The 19,633-nt window shown below is 45.0% G+C and carries 16 protein-coding genes, 2 pseudogenes and 1 riboswitch; of the genes and pseudogenes, 6 read left to right on the top strand and 12 right to left on the bottom strand.

The features are described 5' to 3' along the window. The 6 genes and pseudogenes from BSCG_RS0127120 to BSCG_RS25700 all read right to left on the bottom strand — a co-directional run. The coding region (locus BSCG_RS0127120; protein WP_032849265.1) for an epidermal growth-factor receptor (EGFR) L domain protein at positions 1-1,690 on the bottom strand (1,690 nt) is incomplete at its 3' end. A gap of 14 nt (positions 1,691-1,704) precedes the next feature. Then, entirely contained in the window at positions 1,705-3,486 is a 1,782-nt protein-coding gene (locus tag BSCG_RS25710) for a PKD-like domain-containing protein (RefSeq protein ID WP_004293827.1), read from the bottom strand. 64 nt (positions 3,487-3,550) lie between these two features. Beyond that, entirely contained in the window at positions 3,551-4,468 is a 918-nt protein-coding gene (locus BSCG_RS25705; protein ID WP_007567599.1) for a DUF4465 domain-containing protein, read from the bottom strand. 154 nt (positions 4,469-4,622) lie between these two features. Then, positions 4,623-4,815: riboswitch (cobalamin riboswitch) on the bottom strand. A gap of 386 nt (positions 4,816-5,201) precedes the next feature. Further along, positions 5,202-5,531, bottom strand: a complete 330-nt coding sequence (locus tag BSCG_RS30845; protein WP_004289226.1) for a hypothetical protein — start codon at positions 5,529-5,531, stop codon at positions 5,202-5,204. Between the two features lie 46 nt (positions 5,532-5,577). Next, positions 5,578-6,471, bottom strand: a complete 894-nt coding sequence (locus BSCG_RS0127135) for a phage integrase SAM-like domain-containing protein (RefSeq protein WP_008774671.1) — start codon at positions 6,469-6,471, stop codon at positions 5,578-5,580. Positions 6,472-6,918: 447 nt separating this feature from the next. Further along, positions 6,919-7,680, bottom strand: a pseudogene (locus BSCG_RS25700) (tyrosine-type recombinase/integrase); the annotation flags it as partial. A gap of 202 nt (positions 7,681-7,882) precedes the next feature. Between BSCG_RS25700 and BSCG_RS25695 the strand changes: the two are divergent. From BSCG_RS25695 to BSCG_RS25665, 6 genes are all read left to right on the top strand, one after another. Continuing rightward, positions 7,883-8,152 carry a DUF4248 domain-containing protein gene (locus BSCG_RS25695; RefSeq protein ID WP_008774673.1) on the top strand — a complete coding sequence of 90 codons (270 nt, stop codon included), beginning with the start codon at positions 7,883-7,885 and terminating at the stop codon, positions 8,150-8,152. A 461-nt stretch (positions 8,153-8,613) separates the two neighbouring features. Further along, positions 8,614-9,237, top strand: a complete 624-nt coding sequence (locus BSCG_RS25685) for a hypothetical protein (protein ID WP_004304200.1) — start codon at positions 8,614-8,616, stop codon at positions 9,235-9,237. A gap of 4 nt (positions 9,238-9,241) precedes the next feature. Further along, complete coding sequence (gene dnaB, locus BSCG_RS25680) at positions 9,242-10,621, top strand: replicative DNA helicase (protein ID WP_008644681.1); 1,380 nt, start codon at positions 9,242-9,244, stop codon at positions 10,619-10,621. Between the two features lie 187 nt (positions 10,622-10,808). After that, entirely contained in the window at positions 10,809-11,315 is a 507-nt protein-coding gene (locus BSCG_RS25675) for an HU family DNA-binding protein (protein ID WP_004304202.1), read from the top strand. Positions 11,316-11,435: 120 nt separating this feature from the next. Beyond that, complete coding sequence (locus BSCG_RS25670; protein WP_004304203.1) at positions 11,436-11,729, top strand: hypothetical protein; 294 nt, start codon at positions 11,436-11,438, stop codon at positions 11,727-11,729. An 18-nt stretch (positions 11,730-11,747) separates the two neighbouring features. Continuing rightward, entirely contained in the window at positions 11,748-12,197 is a 450-nt protein-coding gene (locus BSCG_RS25665; protein ID WP_004304204.1) for an N-acetylmuramoyl-L-alanine amidase, read from the top strand. 147 nt (positions 12,198-12,344) lie between these two features. Here the strand turns inward: BSCG_RS25665 and BSCG_RS25660 are convergent. The 6 genes and pseudogenes from BSCG_RS25660 to BSCG_RS30310 all read right to left on the bottom strand — a co-directional run. Beyond that, a pseudogene (locus BSCG_RS25660) lies at positions 12,345-12,860 on the bottom strand (DUF4143 domain-containing protein); the annotation flags it as partial. Between the two features lie 243 nt (positions 12,861-13,103). After that, entirely contained in the window at positions 13,104-15,671 is a 2,568-nt protein-coding gene (locus BSCG_RS25655; RefSeq protein WP_004311310.1) for a zinc-dependent metalloprotease, read from the bottom strand. Positions 15,672-15,713: 42 nt separating this feature from the next. Further along, positions 15,714-16,670 carry a fimbrillin family protein gene (locus tag BSCG_RS25650; protein WP_004311311.1) on the bottom strand — a complete coding sequence of 319 codons (957 nt, stop codon included), beginning with the start codon at positions 16,668-16,670 and terminating at the stop codon, positions 15,714-15,716. A 55-nt stretch (positions 16,671-16,725) separates the two neighbouring features. Next, entirely contained in the window at positions 16,726-18,366 is a 1,641-nt protein-coding gene (locus BSCG_RS25645) for a PKD-like family lipoprotein (RefSeq protein ID WP_004311312.1), read from the bottom strand. A 9-nt stretch (positions 18,367-18,375) separates the two neighbouring features. Continuing rightward, positions 18,376-19,101 (bottom strand): DUF4843 domain-containing protein, encoded by a 726-nt coding sequence (locus BSCG_RS25640; protein ID WP_008774676.1) that lies wholly within the window; start codon positions 19,099-19,101, stop codon positions 18,376-18,378. A 12-nt stretch (positions 19,102-19,113) separates the two neighbouring features. Then, positions 19,114-19,633 (bottom strand): RagB/SusD family nutrient uptake outer membrane protein (locus BSCG_RS30310; RefSeq protein WP_241762132.1); only part of this gene is annotated, 520 nt, incomplete at its 5' end.

The following is a 19,633-nucleotide window of genomic DNA, read 5'->3' on the forward strand; positions in this document are numbered from 1 at the left end:
AAACTTTGGATAGTAAGGGCAAGTTACAACTGGTAAAATTTCCAGATAAATAGAACTGTCCTCCCACTTCTTTCAAGACTGGCATTGTGATTGAAGCAAACATGGGTATTTGGATATATCCATATCCATCTATGATTTCCAAGTCGGGAAATTTGGCATTGCTTCGCATTTGGCCTGTCACATTTAGATTTCCATATACATGTTGAATTGTCGATATGGTATAATCGGTATTGTTGGTGGTTGGCTTACAAGTGAAGTCTTTGATATTCTTGAACGTGATTTCAGGGAACTTATTATTCGTGAGACTGGTGATGACAAAATTTACATTTGACAAATCTTCGGCTGTTTCAATTTTGGAGAGCTGCACCTTGTTTATAATTTCAATCTGGGGCGCTGTTTCTCCGAAGGTTTCAAATCGGGCGTTCGGCAACAGCAGTGTTCCGCTCACATCTTCAAGATAATCCAGCGTGATGCTTCCAAGTGTGGTGATCTTGCTCCAGTCGGGAAGTTGTTTGAGTGCCGTGAAATTCTTTATCTTTATCTGTCCCTTTATCGTTGTCAGTTTGTCCATTCCACCGAAAGCCTGAAGCACGTCATTTCGTTGGGGAACAAAACTACCGGTAGGAGGAGCTTCCATATTGGCTTCCATAATAATACTTCCGTTTACTGTTTCGATTTCCGGAAGGTTGATGGTTTCCAACATCACGGGGACGGTATGGAAATCAAGGCCACCGGTCTCTTTCAGCTTAAGGAAGCTCATGGAAGTCAGCTTGGCAAGATTGTTTACGGACAAGACCCCTCCGACACTTGTCAGTTCCGGTATTTCCAAAGACGCAATCGAACCGGCTGCTGTGTTCTCTTCATTGAGTCCTTGAAGATTCAGATCCTGACCTACAGTAGTCAGAACCGGAAACTCAAAACTCTGTAACGACGACGCATTGAACATCACGCTTCCTTCAATAGTTGCCAGTTTCTCGAATAGGACATACGTCACTTGGTCGTTATATACCGATATGTCTCCGGAGAGCGTTTCCAATGCTTTCATGGAAATCATGTGAAGTTCCGTAGCTTTCGAGGCGACATCGGTCGAACCTACCTGTAAACCTCCGGCAGAAACGATATTATCCAACCCTGTCAAGTCTGCACCGTTGTAACTGTTACGAATGACAATGTTGCCAGTAACCTCTTTCAAAGATGCCAATGCAGATATGTCAGTGATTTTTTCTGCCTCTTCCGCATCAGAGCCGATAATCAGGTTCCCTTTGACAACGGTTGTTTTGGTTGCGGCAAAAGAAGCTACCTCCTCGGTGGTCTTCAACTCCACATCTCCGTCAGATTCTATCTCGCTTTTCACGACCTTATAGGTATATTCGCGGGCATCTCCGTTATAGGATGTCACCCGAAAGGTTCGTTCGTTATCCCAGTCCGTTACCGTTTCAGGATCAGGTATGATTGTTGCAGAAGTTGTGTACTTGAATTCCACTTCGGCGTTGTTCAGCGATACCGTATAGGGAACGGTTATTGTTACTGTATTGTCCGTAATGTCGGCCGTGTACGATTTCCCGTCCACGGTCATCACGACCGATGTGATGAAATTTTCATCTGCATCTTCAGGTATAATTTCATCGTTTTTGTCACACGCTCCCAAAAAGAACAAGGATAGGAGCATGGGAAGAAAATAAATTTTCATACTTGTAATTTTTATTATTTGGTTAGATCCTCAAAAGAAAATACCTCCGTAGAAACTTCGCCCAGCCAGCCGCTTTTGGCCAGAACACCGCATTGTATTTTGATAAAGTCAATATATTGCAGATTGGCTTCCGTTCCATCGGCATGGATGGCATTGGAAATTTTGAAACCGTTCCTTTGTCCGCTTCCATCCACCGTACTGCCGCCTTCTATCTGGTCGTTTCCGAAATTATCCACGTACCCCCAGTCATAACTCTGATTATCCCAATAACCGGTTTGAGAATCTTGGGTGTTGCGGGCGGCCAGACAAGTGCCTGTCAGGGTATAACTGTTTTCCGAAATCCAAGCCGGATAATAATAGTCTTGTGTATGATAAGCGGACAGATAGTCTACCCAGCCGTTTCTACCGTCGGAACTGATCCATTGGACATCCATTTTTTTGCCTTCCGGACGGTAATAGGTCACTTCAAAATTCTGTATTGTTTCTTCCTTGCCTGCTTCAGATCCTTTCAGTTCGTACCACTCGTCATCCGGCAATCCGTTTCCGTTTATATCTTGCATGACCCATACGATACCCGGTTCGGAACTGCCGTCAAAGGCGTTCCCCTGAACACAGAAATCATATTGGTTACCCGAATTGGGAATACTGTGGTCGAAGCCGACGATGATATAACCCCCGAAAGAACCTAAAGAGACGTGCAGTTTGTCTTTCAAACGCTGTGTTGCCCATGCGACAGCCGCTTCAGGGGATGTTTCGTTGCCGGTCATACCGCCTATCGTGCTCGTCTCGTTGATAAATTGGCCGGGAGCTGGGGTATATTCATAGACTTTATTCCAGAGCTTGGAACTTCCCGAGGCCCGGAAGCCGTCTTGTTCCTTTTTGTCCACACAAACGACTTTTACGGTGGCAGTGACAGCCGTTTTCCCTTTGTCGATATTCCTGCTTATTTTTTCCGTCGGTGTGTCTTCCGACACAGTACAGGAGACGGTGTATTCTCCGGGTGCGGACGGCGTGAACTTGAACATGCGTTCCACTTCTCCTTCCATGACCTGACCGTCCACACTCCACTCAAAACGGGGATTGTCGAAATACTCCAACAACGGACGCAGGAAAACAGGACGGTCGGCAAAAGTGTACCTGTCCGTGGATGTTTGCAGGTAAGACGGGGTCGGGAATTTGACAACGTAGGGCATCGTTTCCACGACCTCTACGCTTACGTCTTTCGTTGTTGTCCCATCTATATTGGAAGCGTTGATTGTCACCGTATAAACACCGAGTTCTTTTTCATTGAAAGTATAAGTATTCTCGGTGGAAACGATTTTTCCTTCCCGTACCCATTCGATTTTGAACCCTTCGACATCCGAATGCTGAATATCGGGAGTAAATGTGTAATCGGTATTCCGGACGACTTTTAGCCCCTGCGAAGGTAGTGCCAGTGAGATGACCGGAGGGGTGAGTTCTTTCACTTCTACTTTCAGTTCCTCTTCGGCATAGCCTTCCGCATTGTCTACTCTTAGTTTGACATAAAAATCCCCGCATTCATTCCATGTACGTTGAAGAGACGGACCCGAAGAAACCAGCGTACCGTCTATCGTCCAAGCAAAAAGAGCATCTTCAACATTCTGGTATGTCGGGGCGATAGTCAATTCGTGATCGACCTTGACCGTGTAAATACCGGTCTCGCTGTCAAGTTCTATTATAGGTTGTCCTCCTACTTCTTCGGTAATGACTTCATCCTTGTTGCAGGAGGTGAACAGCATACAGGCAGAAATAATAAAATAGTGAAAACGATGCATGATGTGTGGATTTTAGAAAAATAACAGGGATACCCCCGACAGAAGGGATATCCTTGTATTCTTTTTATTGTATGGTGATATCATCAATACAGATATAAGCCGGAGTATTCAAACCGTATGCTCCCGAATCCGAACCCTCGAAGTTGAATTTCACACTTTGCACCCCTTCGGCATTGATTTCCCAATAATCCCATGTCGTGATAGGATCAACCTGTTGTTGGCCGTTACGATAATCGGCTAAAAGACGTTTGTAAGTGCGGATCAGACCGCCATTCGCATCATAACATTCCAGATTCACTTGGAAATACCCTTTCATCTCTTTCAGAGGAGTCGCTACCCCCGTAGAACCGAACTGATTACCATAAGTAATGACACCATAAGTGTATGAGGTGTTGCAGATCCACAGGCCGACCAATTTCCGGGGAACATTGAAATAAAATTCTGGTTTAGCCATCCATGCCTGATTGTAAGCATCCACATATCCGTAAACGACACCGAAATTGGAACCGCTGTGCCCGGCTTCCTTATTCTGTCCTTCCGCTTCCACCGCAGTGTTATAGACAGAACATTGGTTTAGATAAGAATACCACCAGTCTCCGGTATTTCCCGACTGATTGGAGCGGATGTTCCAGTTGGAAAGTGCGATGCCGCCGCTGGAATACTCTGTGCTTCCACCTACAGTATTAAACATTGAAAGGAAGAGATATTCTTCCGGAGTATTGTCGTAAATGGTGGTTACTTGAGGATACCCTTGGTACGAATAAAGATTTTCTCCGGCCGAGGTAGGTCCTGCTAACATGCCGGGATCGAAATCATCGAAAGTGATAGTTAAAGTACCGTCCGGATTTGTCACAGCACGGGTTTGCGAAGTTCCGGAATCAACCGGGTCCATCAAAAAGTCATCGTCCGAGCTACAGCCAGAGAACAAGGCGGTTGCGGTAAATAGACAGGCACCTGCCAGAAAGCGTAATTTTCTTTTCATAGGTCACTCATTTTAATGTAAAACATATTATTAACAAACACAAAAAATTCCCGTTCGTGCGGACTTACACGAACGGGAATATGTCTGTCTTCAAATATTGAATGGCCGATGAGCTATTCCTTATTTGATTACGACCCGTATATCCCGCAGGTGTAAATCTCATTCCGGTCATGGCAGGTCTTCTGACTCGTCCCGGTCATCGTGCCTTCCCGGTATTACACCAGTGGCAAAAGTTCGATGTCCGTTTTTGTGGACTCACAGCAGCGGGTACTGTCCCGGATTTTCACCGGGTTCCCTTTTCATTCGGAAGGCGTAAACCTCCCGAAACCATTTCCCGACTGCAAAATTATCTATATTACATATCAATTCCAAATAATTCATAATATTTATAATAAAACACACAAAGCATGACAACCGTACTGTTTTAATTAGAGCATTCAAGTTTACGACAAACGAAGACGGTAATTATCATACACAATATCCATAAACCAACAAAACAGCTTGCCATTTTCCATAACAATGCGTTCTGGAATAGATAACTGTTAGCTGCAATTATGCAAGCAAAAAAAGCAGACAGAATAATGACTATTAATATCATGCACCAGAAATTAATCCTATAAATTTATGGAAAACAAGTAAGGGAATGGAAGTTCCGTTGCCGCATGGATGCAGGTGAAGGACCTTCTCTTTTAACGTTGGATACGCCAATGCACGCCAACGGAAGACTCTGATATTATCTGTTTGGAAAGGATATAGGATGTGCGTTACTTTGTCGCATATTCAGAATCTTAAAAAGAATTTTAGTATGGAACTGACAATTATTGAAACAAGCGCGTATTAGGAGTTGAGAAAGCTGGTCAGCACGCTGGTCGTACAGATGGGCGACTTCCAGAAAAAGATTGCCCCGCCTGCGCCGGACAAGTGAATGGATGCGCAGGACGTATGTGATGGACTTATGCCCAAACACTTTCTGAAGAGTTTCCAGCAGCATCCCCTTGAGTATGGCTAGAACGGCAAATGCGTGGCGTCCGATGTGCGGGGTGACCTCGCCCCGGAGTTGCATTTCCTGCCTATGATTCCAAGACTGAGCCGCATGGCATTGTATTCACCTACCGGAAAGACACATTCGGGGAGTCTTTCTTTTCATCCGTACCCCTATATTTTTCAATCAGTTCGATAGCAATGGGCAATAATTTTACGACATACGCCACTCCCGTTTTTATACGGTTGCCCATCAGCCATGTACCGCCGTTGGAGTCGGTATGGATATTATCGTATGTTATGGCTTTCAAGTCCACATAGGAAAGACCGGTGAAGCACATGAACAGGAACATGTCGCGCATGGCACGCTGGCGTTTGTATCTCGGTTCTATATGGATTATCCTTTGCAGTTCCTCTTCGGAAAGGAAAGAACGCCTCTTGTATTCGGGCATACACTCGAATGATGCGAACGGATGAACCCGTATCCAGCCTTTTTCCTGCGCGATATACATCAGCCACTTCAAGGTATTGACACGCCCGAAGACAGTGGAGTTTGCCAAAGCGCATGTACCGAGCATCCAGTTGTAGTAATCCTCGATGAATGATTTCTCAAGTTCTTCGATGACAATATCCTCTGCATTCTTCTTGCTTTTCATGAAAAGCAGGAGACTCTTGTAATCGGCAACCAGACCGCAGTAGGTGCTTTCGGCTTTCTCTATGCCGATTTTCTTTTTATACGGTTCCAGCTGTTCCCTGAAAAGGTTCATAAGGGTGTGGCATTCCTCTGAGAAGCCGACATAGCGGTTATAGACTTTCTTGGCTGTAACAAAACTGTCGTGGTCGCAGATGTACTGGTAGTGCCTGGTGATTTGCGCCTTGATATTGTCAAGCTCCTGATTGAGTGTACGGGCCTCCTCGGACTTGCCTTTGGCCCGGTTGGTTTTGACGTCCCACAAAGCGAGGGACACTTCTTTCTTACAACTGAAACCGGCTTGGGTTCCATTGATGGTGATACGGCCCATAATCGGTGTCTTTCCGTTTTTTACAGACTGTTTATTCTCAAAACACTTAGCTATACATGGTCTGCGATAAGCTAAGAGAGATTCCCCTTACACAAAAGCATGGCATCTCCTTGTCGTATCTCGCCTTTATACTTTTATGTATAGTAGTCTACCGGATCGAATGAACAAGACCTATCCCATACATAAACCAATTTAGACTGCTATGTTATTTTTGAGGAAGAAGATGGAATGAGACCAGATACCCTCTTTAAGGCTGACTGTAAGTCGATTAAATGTAGAAAAAGATTGCTTTTGTCACAAGTAAAGTGTATATTTGCATTGAAAGAATCGTTCTTTGACAGAGGCAAAAGAAAACAGAATATTGTAATTCGCTCGTTTCTAAATCGTTACCTGATATTAATTAAACAGAAATAACTGTTTAATTTTCAATTAGATAGAGATTGTATGATGTTTCGCGGTATATGAGCTCAACCGGTCTTTGAGTCCAAGCAGCTTTCCCACCAGTTCCAACTGATAGTTAAAATTGCGCAGAGCCAGTTGATATTCCCTATACGCCATTGGCGAACCTTCGTCACTGTGAAGAATCGGGAATAAATAGGGCGACTGCTCCTCGCGACTCATATACTTCCGTAAAAGAAACATCGCTTCCGACGTCAACGTCACAGACAGTGGACGCCCCGTTTTACGACGACGATAGCTAATCACATTCCCCCGGAGATCACTCTTACGCAGATAAGCCAGATCGACAAAAGGCAGCCCCCGGAGCAGGAACATCAGGATGAACAATTCCTGCGCACCCCTCATGGCAGGAGTAACCGCATCCGACTGCAACAGACGGGCAAATACCTTCTTCATATCCTCCGCATCCAATGCCCGACGACGGTCCGCCCGCGTACCTGTATATACGGAGCGAAACAAATGCGGCACATAAGGCGCTTTCCGAAGATCGACAGCACGATTGTAAACCGCACGCAACGTGCGAAGATACGTAGACACCGTGTTCCAGCTACACCCACGAGCACGAAGGCTACCCTCAAAATGCTTCAACCACTCCGGAGTTATTTCCGGGAACGACAAACAACCGGAACCCTGAAAAGTAAGAATCGCATTCAAACTACTTCTATATACATGAGCGGTCCCTAAATTCCCACTCTGCTGCAAATCAACAGCCACTTGTTTCATAAACGAAGTAAAACTTTCCTTTTTCATTAAAAAATAATTTAATAATTAATATTTACTAATTTCACAATTTACTTTAGTAAAATACGAAAATATATATACAAAGATTTACATATATAAAATTATAATATTAAAAACTGAAATATTCACATTATCTATCAAATTTATTTTTATACATTTGCGCAGTTTTTTAAACAAATAATCATTTTAATTACTAAAAAACAACAAAGTTATGAACAACAATGAACCAGCTGCCGAACACTACAGCATCAATGGATTCAAGTATTTCTCCGAGTTGGCGAAAGAATATTTTCCAGATCTGGCAAACGCCTCTTCCGCCAGCAAAAAAATGCGCAAACGCATCAAAGCAGACAAGACGTTGAACGAACAACTGGCTGCCGCGTATTACACCTGCCAAACAATCGACATCAGTCCCGAAATGCAACTAATCCTTTACCGCCATTGGGGACCTCCCCACATCGCCCTGCCGACCAACGTTTAATTACGTAGTAGAAAACGAAAACATCGACAAGGAATAAAAAGAAAATCGAACTATATATTTTTAAATATATCATTTATCTTTTTATTGTTTATTATGTATTCCACTTTGCGTTCACCACTTTTTTCGGAAAAGAAGATAACTATCATTTATACAGCTATTTACAGAAAGAAAAAAGCGTTCCACAAAGCGTTCGGCAAAATGACCGTTTTTTTCATTCCAAACAGAGCCTCCGAATCCTCCCAACGAAGGCTCTGTTTATCTCCGGCAGAAGTTCTATCAAACACAAACAGAGCATCCGTTTCATCTCCTGATCGCTTCTTCGCCCCATGAAAGAAAACAAAAATACAACAACTTACGTACCACAACTATTCTTCTTCGTCCACACCCGTCCACAAACAGACACACCCCTTGCAAACCGCACGGGAATAGCGTACTTTTACAGAAAATTTAAATAACACTCAATGAAAAATTTCAATTTTCAAGCCATGCTGAAACATGGTTTTCTCATTATCCCTAAAGCCTTACTACAGCAGCAGATAGAAGACCGACACATGCAAGAAGGAGAAATAGAAGCTCTCCTGAAAATTCTGATGAAGGTCAATTATTCGGATACACTCTACAACGACCGTCAAAATAAAAACTGCCTGTGTAAAAGAGGCGAAAGCCTGTTTAGTTATCGCGACTGGAGCCACATCTTCCACTGGTCTGTCGGAAAAGCCTTCAGGTTCATACACGAGCTTGCCACGCTGGGAATTATAGAAATCATCTCTCACCCCAACAATTCCTCCCTGCATATTCGTGTCGTCGAATACGATAAATGGATGGGAGTTCCCGATAGCGACAAGCAGAAAAAGAAAGCCGTCAACGAAAAGTTTCACCTGTTCTGGAATGAATTCCACAGCATCACACAGCTCCCCAAAGAGAATATCGCCAAAGCACAACGCGAATGGAAAAAGTTGGGCGACAAGGAACAGCAACTCGCCATCGACAGGATAGAGGAATATTATTTCCACCAAACGAACATCAATTTCCTTCTCCATGCCGCCAGCTATTTATCCAACAAAGCTTTTCTTAACGAATACTGATAATATGAATACCGAAAACAGAGTTTCGCCACAGGCTCCCGAAATAGAAGAAGCTATCATCGGCGCCTGCCTGATAGAACAGGGAGCCATACCACTGGTAGCCGACAAGCTGCGTCCCGAAATGTTCTACGTCCTGCGCCATCAGGTTATCTATGCCGCCATACTGGCCATGTATCATGCAGGAATAAAGATAGACATCCTCACCGTAAAAGAAGAGCTTTCCCACCGTGGAAAGCTCGAAGAGGCGGGCGGACCGTTCGGCATCACCCAATTGAGCAGCAAGGTGGCAACCTCCGCCCATCTTGAATATCATGCGCAGATCGTACACGAGAAATACCTGCGACGCGAAATGATTCTGGGGTTCAACAAACTCCTCGCCTGTTCGCTAGACGAAACGATGGATATTGACGACTCACTGGTAGACGCGCATAACCTGCTCGACCGTCTGGAAGGCGAATTCGGCCATAACAACCACATGCGCGACATGGATGAACTAATGACCGCCACCATGGTAGAAGCCGAAGGACGTATCGCCAACAACAAAAACGGAGTAACCGGCCTCCCTACCGGACTGGCGGATCTGGACCGCATGACGTCCGGACTACAGAAAGGCGAGTTGGTGGTGGTCGCCGCCCGTCCCGGCGTAGGAAAAACGGCATTCGCACTACACATGGCACGAAGCGCAGCAATGGCAGGGTATGCCGTAGCTGTCTACAGCCTCGAGATGCAAGGGGAACGACTAGCAGACCGATGGCTGACAGCGGTCAGCGAAATCAGCGCCCGCCATTGGCGATCGGGAACCGTCAGCCAACAGGAACTCGTAGAGGCACGCACAACAGCCGCTGACCTCAAACGCCTGCCGATACACGTAGACGACAGCACATCGGTCAACATGGAACATATACGTTCCAGCGCGCGACTGCTGCAAAGCCAACATGCGTGCGATGCTATTATTATCGACTACCTGCAACTCTGCGACATGACGACCGGTCAAAACAACCGCAACCGCGAACAGGAAGTGGCACAAGCCACCCGCAAGGCAAAATTGCTAGCCAAAGAACTGAATGTACCAGTCGTACTGCTTAGCCAGCTAAACCGCGAATCGGAAAACCGCCCTGCCGGCCGTCCCGAACTGGCTCATCTCCGCGAGAGCGGAGCTATTGAACAGGATGCAGACGTCGTCATGCTGCTCTACCGTCCCGCCCTTGCAAGGGTGACGACCGACCGGGAAAGTGGTTATCCCACCGAAGGTCTGGGAGTAGTCATCATAGCCAAGCAACGCAACGGAGAGACAGGAAACGTCTATTTCAGACATAATCCGGAAATGACCAAGATCACCGAATATGTCCCTCCGTTAGAGTATATGCTGAAACATGCCAAATAAGAAACAGTTACACTAATAATATACAATTTTATATTACAACATATAGCATAAATCATTTTCTCATTTTATTTCATTATACATACAATATATATAGCAAAACACTTGACTTTCCCTCTCATATTTCGTATATTTGTAATGTCGTAAGGACAGAGAAAATTTTATTACTTAAACCTTAACTTTTTATTGTATGAATGTATTAGTGGAGCGCTATCAGCGCAGAAAGTATGTGAATCAACCGGATTCACAGATGTTGTATTATGTACGCCAGAAATCGGGCACAGTGAGAGTGATGGACATCAACAAGCTGGCGGATGCCATCGAAGCGAACTCCTCGCTCACTGCAGGAGACGTGAAGCATGCCATTGAGGCTTTTGTCGAGCAGTTACGCCTATCGCTTACCCAGGGCGACAAGGTGAAGGTTGACGGATTGGGTACGTTTCATATCACATTGAGCAGCGAGGGGGCAGAAAAAGAGAAAGATTGCACGGTGCGCAGCATCCGCAAAGTAAATGTCCGTTTCGTGGCGGACAAGGCGCTTCAATTGGTAAATACGAGCCATGCCACTACCCGAGGCGAAAATAATGTCGATTTTATCCTGGCAGCAAAGGGCGACGGAGAAGGTGACGATGACGGAAATAGCGGTAGCGGTGGAAACAGCGGCGGAAGCGGAGAAGCTCCGGACCCGGCAGCTTAATCTTTAAAACAGCGCCGCATGGATATTACGGAGTGATTTCTACAGTTACTCTCTATGCGGTTTCTGTTTTCTTCTACATTTATTTTTTAATTCTCAATTTTCAATCCTCAATTTATTAAAATGCTTGATAAAATCATAGAGATCATTATAACGATCCTGCCCTTTCTGGGCAGTAACCGCAAAAAGCGCAAAGTAATGGCGCAAGAAGTAAAAGAGTTCAGCGAACTGGTGAAAGACCAATATACTTTTCTGATGCAGCAGTTGGAAAAAGTGTTGAAGGATTATTTCGACCTTAGCTCGAAAGTGAAAGAGATGCATACGGAGATATTCTCATTAAGAGGTCAGCTGGCGCAGGCTGCCACCTTGCAATGCATCCATAAAGAGTGCTCGCAACGTAGCATGGCGGAAGCCTGACAATGAACGGTCTTATCCATGAGAACTATCAATCTAATAGTAATCCATTGCTCCGCCACGCGCGAGGACAAGAGCTTCACGGAATATGATCTGGATATCTGCCACCGCAGGCGCGGATTCAACGGAACGGGGTATCATTTTTATATCCGCAAGAACGGTGATATAAAGTCTACCCGTCCGATAGAAAAGGTCGGTGCGCATTGTCGCAGTTTCAACAAGGAAAGTATAGGTATCTGCTACGAAGGAGGACTCGACTGCATGGGACAACCGAAGGACACACGCACCTGTTGGCAAAAACACTCTCTGCGTGTATTAATTCTCACTTTATTGAAAGAGTATCCCGATTGCCGGATATGTGGACACCGGGATCTTAGCCCCGACCTGAACGGAAACGGCGAGATTGAACCGGAAGAATGGATCAAAGCCTGTCCTTGCTTTAATGCTGAAAAGGATTGGGATAAAGTCTAAAAAAATTAGCTTTATTATAATTTAGGCACGGATAACACGGATTTCACGGTTGCTTTGTACAAGCATAGCACTAACCGTGCAATCTGTGTAATCCGTGCCTAATCTTTAACTTATGATTTTGCTAGACTACGCGTTATCAAAGGCCGTTTAGAACCGACGTAATATGCTGTCTAATTTTCCAACGAGGTAAAAAGGTAGATTTATCAATTTGAATTCTTTTCCGTCTGCCGTCTTTACCTCATCCACAGCATAAGGCTGCGACCATATTCTGACTGCAACAGTCTGATTAGAGTGATTCATAAAAGAATGTAAGGAACGCAAGTGGGCGTTATGCCCTGATTTGACTTCAATGGGATAAACCATAGAATCCTGCACCCACACATAATCGACTTCTGCATTAGAACCACTTTTATTACGCACCCAGAAACAACGTTTCTGACTGACTTTATCTGTCAGTGTCAACAGTTCTTGCGCTACAATCTGCTCCGCTATCATACCACGCCAAGCATCCATTATATCTTTTGCTCCCAAAACCTCTTTCTGTACCTGTGCCGCATAATTCACCAATCCTGTATCTAACCAGACCAGTTTGGGCATACGCTTTATTTCAGGAGTGGCCGGAACTTCCGTTGCCGTAGTCGGATAAACTAATTCCAGCAACAAAGTTATAAAGAATTTCCAAAGATGGGGCAAAATACCATTGATTTTGTTTCAAAGATGGGGCAAAAGTCTATCGTTTATGTTCCAAAAATGGGGCAAATCCGCCTAATACTGTCGTAAAGATGGGGCAAAAAGAACGTATTTACAATCAGCTAATCTACAAATTAGACGACTTACCATGTACTAACTCCAATCGTACATCGTAAATCGTCTAATCGTAAATGAACTTAATCGTAAATTATTTTTCTACTTCACGTCGAATGCAGCATCAATCAACGCTTTCAAGTTCAGATAATGACTTCTGTATATTCCACTGGAAGCATTTGCCGCATTGGTCAGGTCTCTTCTAAGATCAGTCAACTGTCCGCGTGCAATAGTCGGTGCTTCAGAAGGGAAATCGAAAGCTACGAGCGAATAACCACCCAGACTTCCGAGCGAACCGGAACTGTTCTTCGGTTTATCAAGCATTCCAATCAACGCATTGACATAAGTCTTTTGCAAACTACGTTGGGAAGCATCCGGTTTCTTTCCTCCTTGCATATCGCTCCAGATACTCTTCTTCAAATCACGGAACAAATCGTTGGCTGTGTATGCCTTCGCTCCGTTGACCAGTTCGTTGTCCGTCATCTTATCAAGTGTGCGGCTGCTAAGCAGTTGTTTCAATGTACTGCTCTGTACACGGTAGATCGAATTGAAAGTATTGATACCAGTTCTTTCGGACAGTTTATCATCCATCAGCCAGGTCGGTGTGGTAAACAGTTCCTTGTTCAGGAAGTCGACCGCTTTCTTCTGAATATCCTTCGGAACATATTCCACCGCTTTCATGTCTGTCTGTTCCACAGAAATCGGATTGTGGTAGATACCGGCCACATTGGTAGCCACATGGCCCATGTACAAGTCGAATTGTCCCACCACATTCTGATACAAACGGACAGCTTTCATATAACCCTCATTCGGTTCATAAGTCCAGTTCATGATTTCAGGCATCACGCGTTTCAGGTTTTTGATTCCATACGAGCTTGCCAGCATGGCATCATCTCCCAAATCTTCACTCTGGTTGCGGGGATCGTTTCTGTCGAGTTCCGTTCCGAACGTATAGCGTTTGTCCTCCCGCAGCTTCTCAATGATCCACTTATTCAAGTGAGGTATTTCGGCTTCCGCCGTTTCATATTCAGGCATCCAACGATAGCCCCATTCAATCGCCCATTTATCATACATACCGATACGGGGGAATATTCCCGAACGTGAAACGTTGTCTTCCGGCTGTGCCACATAGTTGAAGCGTGCATAGTCCATGATAGACGGTGTATGACCGTTGGCTTCCACCCATATTTTGTCTCTAAGTTTCTCTACCGGGACGGTATTGGAAGAACCGAAGTTATGACGCAGTCCTAATGTATGTCCCACCTCGTGGGAAGATACAAAACGTACCAGTTCGCCCATCAGTTCATCGTCGAACATCGGTTTGCGTGCTCCCGGATCAATGGCTCCTGCCTGCACGATGTACCAGTTGTAAAGCAGGCTCATCACATTGTGATACCAGTTGATATGCGTTTCAAGAATTTCACCGCTGCGAGGGTCGTGCACGTGAGGTCCGCTTGCATTCGGAATATCGGAAGGCTTGTACACGATAGCCGAATGGCGGGCGTCTTCCAAGCTCCAGGTAGGATCGTCCGTCGGTGCTTCTTTGCCGAAGATTGCATTTTTGAATCCTGCTTTCTCAAAAGCGGCTTGCCAGTCGTTCACTCCCTGAATAAGGTACGGAACCCATTTCTTCGGAGTGGCAGGGTCGATATAAATGATAATCGGTTTCTTTGGTTCCACCAATTCGCCACGCAGGTATTTCTCGCGGTCTTCGTCTTTGGGTTCGAGACGCCAGCGGGTGATATTCGCTTTATACTTCACTCCTTGCGGATTCTCGTCAAAATCCTTATAGCTCACAGCAAAGTAACCTACCCGGTCGTCGTGCAATCTCGGTTTCATCGGTTCCTTGGGAAGTAATAGCATAGAGCTGTTCAGTTCGTAAGTCAACGGAGTGGTAGAGGTGGCAAAGAAAGCTGCCAGCAGTTTCTCAAGTCCACTGCCTCCTCCTTTCTTCCGCTGGAAGGTACGCACGGTACGTATTTCGATGTTTTGCGGAAAGGCTTTCAGTGTGTCGATATAACTGGCGTCGTCTACCATGCTGCTCGCTCCGATGTTGTCTTTCACCCGGCTGGTGAATGAAAACATTTCGTTGTCCTTACGGATATAGTCGGTCATGTCGATCACGTAGTTGGTAGTTTCTCCTTCTTTGCGGACAGTTTTCAGCGGGAAGGTGGCCACAATGGGTTGAACATTGGAGTTCAATACGGCCTGATACATGCCCAGTGTATCAGCAGAATGTTCGAGATAAGAGATTTCACGCACGAACAGTTTGTCGCCGCGTCCTTTCTCGAAACGGATCACTTCGTCGCTGATGTAATCTCCCGGATAGCCGACTTTCCGCTTCTGCGCGTCTACCGGTGCTTTCACAACTCTGTTCACAATCAAAATATCACGTCCGAAAAGAGAGTCGGCTATTTCGAAAAAATATTTACCATCTACATAATGCACTTTGAAAAAGCCGTCCATTGTTTTGGCTTTGCCGGTGATTACTTTTGCGTAAGGTTGCAGAGCATCTTTCTTACTCTTGGCAATGGAGTCAGCCTTGGCTTTATCCACCGCTTCCGTCTTGCTCTTCTTTTTCTTCTTTTTCTTGAAGATGTCCGTCGATTGTGCTCCGGCCAATGGGATAATCATTGCCAGAATCATCAGAATTGAAACTAATTTCTTCATGCTTTCTTTTTTAATATTTATATACAGATACAAAGATAATAATTATTCGATACCGGCAATGCCATACATATTTAAGTTGTTGATACTAGACATCTTTTCATTCGGTTTGCCTGAAATAGTATATTCCTGTCCATCAATTGTCAAAGTAAAATTATAGGTATAAGTTAGCCCTGTTTCAAAAGGTACGGCAATCATCATATAACAGGTCTCCAAACTGGCACCAAAATACCCGGCAGTTATCTCGAAGCCGCCATTAGGAAGATTATAAGTAATACTGTTTATCGGAGTACCGGAAATTTTACCTGTCGACAAATCTACAGTTGCTCCATCTTCGTAGGCAATCGGATGGTCACAGCTCACCACCACTTTAGTAAATTTCTTACCGACAAAAGAATCCGGGCATCCCGCACCCGGTAAAGTGATTTGAGAAAACAATGGTTTGAATTCTCCCAAAGAAACAGTTGCAGCAGAATAGCTAGATGTAGTAGCCGAAGCATAAGCAAAGCTATAATTACGATGCGGCATAAACTCTGATTCATAATACTCCTGCACAGCTAAGTTGGGCAAAGCGACAGCCTTATAATCTTGTGAAGCTGCGTTATAGGGCGTATAGGCATAAATAGTGTGATCGCCACCCTTAAATCCTGCAGCAAGTTCGGAAGAAGGATTCAGCGTAATATCTTCAGTCACACGACTATCACGATCATATACTATATACGTTTTACCATCCAATTCTGTAGTAGTAGCCACCGCTACTTCCGACGGAGCATACGGCAAGTTTTCCTGCGGTTTGCCATCGGACAACACATATATTCCTATCTTGTCCGCTTCAATCCATCCCTGGCTTCCATGGGAATACACATTATAAGCACCGGAAACAGCAATTTTCCCCACTACGGGAATATCTGCATCTTCTTCTTCACCATCGTCACTGCTGCAACTTACTGAAGACAATACTAAAGCTACACAAGCAGCAAAATAAAACAGTCTATTTTTCATACTTTTCTCGTTTAAATGATTAATTATTTACTGATAGGTTATTTTCTTTTTCCAATTAATATTCTCCTTCATAGTTCGTGCACCATACCATGCCTTTCACATCGCCAAACCCGCTAAAAGTCTTCAATTCCAAATCGGGAGCAAAACCTTCGAAGAGACGTACCATCTGGCTCGTGTTTACATCGATGATGGCGATATCCCCATTTTCCTGCGAAAGTGCCAGCCGGAAATTCGGATCAGTGCTATTTCCCCCATAGCCATAAAACTCACAAACAACAGGACTTCCACTGATGCCGGTGATACGGCTGCCCGCTGTGTAAGCCAGCATATGGCTGCGCATCTGCATACTGTATATATAGAGATTCTTATCTCCGTCGGTAAAGTAGAAATAAGGGTTCTTTTCAAAATTGGAGGACATCTTAATGACACTTTGCGGAGTCAATAAGGAGCTGCCGCTGAATCCGTATTGATCCGTACCGGTTATCAGGTGAGAGTTATTATCCATGTCTTTTACGGCAAACTCGTGCAAATCATAATTTCCGGTTCCCTGCACGTCAATCAGCGACACGTAGTTTGACCAAAATGTCAGCCCGCCGTTGGAGGCTACATCTTTCTTTTCGTAAGCGCCTATTGCCAGGCAGTGGGTTCCCGCTCCCATATTGTTCACCCGCAACACACCGGAGGGAACTTCCAAATCCTGATCGTATGTTTTGAAGTAGACGATGGCAGGAGTATAAACTGCTCCCCACTGCGGATAATGTGTAATGCCGATAAAACGGGCATTTTGCTCATCATACAAGATACAACGTTCTTCGTCGGCACACCAATAAGTGACGTTGTGGAACGGTGCGAAACAGGTGATACGGCTACCTCCCTCAAACTCATACGGCATGACGCCGTACTTCCCGTAATAAGGAATCGCTTTATTGTCAGTGCCTACGGCACGGATATACACTTCCCCCTGTTCGGAGCAAATCACGTAATATTCTTCTTTGAAAGCGAGGTCCATTATCTTCAAGTCATCCGGTTCTTTACGGTTCTCGAATTCGTCGGCAAGCCACATGTCTTTTTGCAACGAATTACCGTCCAGCGTGACACTTCCACTGCCCTGATTTATCAGGACTTTCGGTAAGCCCGAAACGTAGGAACCGGAGATAGAGCCTAATACATAATAGTAGTAGATTCCCTGCGGATCTGTACCTAAACCACCTTCGATGGTGCTCTCCACATTGTGCGTCACCCGAAAGGCCGGATTGATGAAAGACAAGGCAGATTTTCCGTCTCCCTTATCGGAGAGAATCATCCAGCCCCAGTCGAAACTATTCTTTCCCGTCAGGGTGTATTTATTGCTGATATACGTTTCGTTCGTTTCCTTATTGATTACTTTCAGTATCAGTTCGTATGTCCCGCCTTTCTCGAACTGGTATTTCAGATGATAGCCAGTGTAGATCAGTTCACGGTTCAGGTACCATTGGACGGTGAAAAGTTCGTCTACGTTTCCGATGTCGGTTGAGAAGTTGACGGGAGCATCCATCTCGAAAAGGTCGCCTACCATAAATGTGTAGTCCGACGAAGCGGAGTTCACAAAAGAGACTTTGGTAGAGTTTGTATAGCCATAGTTTCCCAAATCGTCATAACAGCCGGTTATCACGAGAAGCTGCAGGATTGAAATGAATAGTATTGTTTTTCGCTTCATAGTTTATTGTCAGTTATCGAGAATGGTTTCATACAGCGGTGTCACTCCATCTGTATCATAATATTGGTAATTGCCTTGCTGCCACTGGTCTTTCCACCAAGCCTTGAAGTCGGCTATCAGATTGACAAACTCAATGCCGGTGTATTTATCCAATGATTCGAGTATCTCGCCATCCATGAAAATGATAAAAACACGGTATTTCATATCCGAGTATACTCCCAGATTGGCCGCTGAACTCTGGCTCCACCACACAGGGCAGGAAATCCGGTCGGTCACTTGAATCGTGACGTATTGATATTCTGCCGGGCCTACCAGACAGTTTTCCACTGCATCCAGCGAAAGGGTAAGTGTATATTCTGTGTTGAGCAGTGCTTCATTACGATAGACGGTGACTTCGTAGGTGTCTTCTGCCAGTCCTTTATGGAAGATGCCGGAAGTCAAAGGGGCATAATCGATGCCGGAACGGGCGGTGCTCTTCTCTCCCACTGCGGAAATATCACAGGTAGCATTTTCTTCGAGCAGGTAGCCAAGAAGTGTCATTTTCACTTTCACGGTTCCTTCCCGAAGCAAGGGTGCATCCGTAGCAAAATTGAATGTTATTTTCTGGGGAGACTTATCGTTCATGTAAGTAAAATAGACGTAGTTGTCTCCATGATAAACTTCCAGTTGCTCTTCGCTGCAGGAGACGAAAACAAGCAGCAGGCAGAAGGTGGTATATGTCAATATTCGTTTCATCTTATCCGGGCATTAGTTGGTTGTTTCACTGGTAGGCAATGGAAGTACATAAGAACCTGTCATGTTGATTTCTCCTTCCTCGTCGGAATCGGGCACGGTGGAGAGGTTCATCCGTTTGTAGGTGTAGAAGGTTCCACCTTCGCCTATCATTTCTTTCCGTATATCGAGCAGTATTTCGGCATCCAGTTGTTCACGGGTGCTGACTGTCAGACTAAGGGTACGTTCAGCTCCACGGGCTTTTCGAACTGTTTCGAGGTAGTTGATTCCTTCGGTTATCTTGCCATTATAGCTACTGATCTCCGCCAGGATATGACAGATTTCACTGAACCGGATCACTGGTATCATCGGATTCTCCATTGCTTCTACTACTGATTCTACGGAAGGGTTATACTTCAGTGTGTAATACTTCGACTGGGTTTCATTGGTAGTCCCGATCAGGTAGGTGAGCCGATAGTCGGTATATACGCCCGTATTGTCCGAAGCAAACAGGGAAGGGATATTTGCCAACGGCAAACGGGTGGTTGACGAAGAA

This window comes from Bacteroides sp. 2_2_4 (genome assembly GCF_000157055.1).
GTDB classification, from domain to species: domain Bacteria; phylum Bacteroidota; class Bacteroidia; order Bacteroidales; family Bacteroidaceae; genus Bacteroides; species Bacteroides ovatus.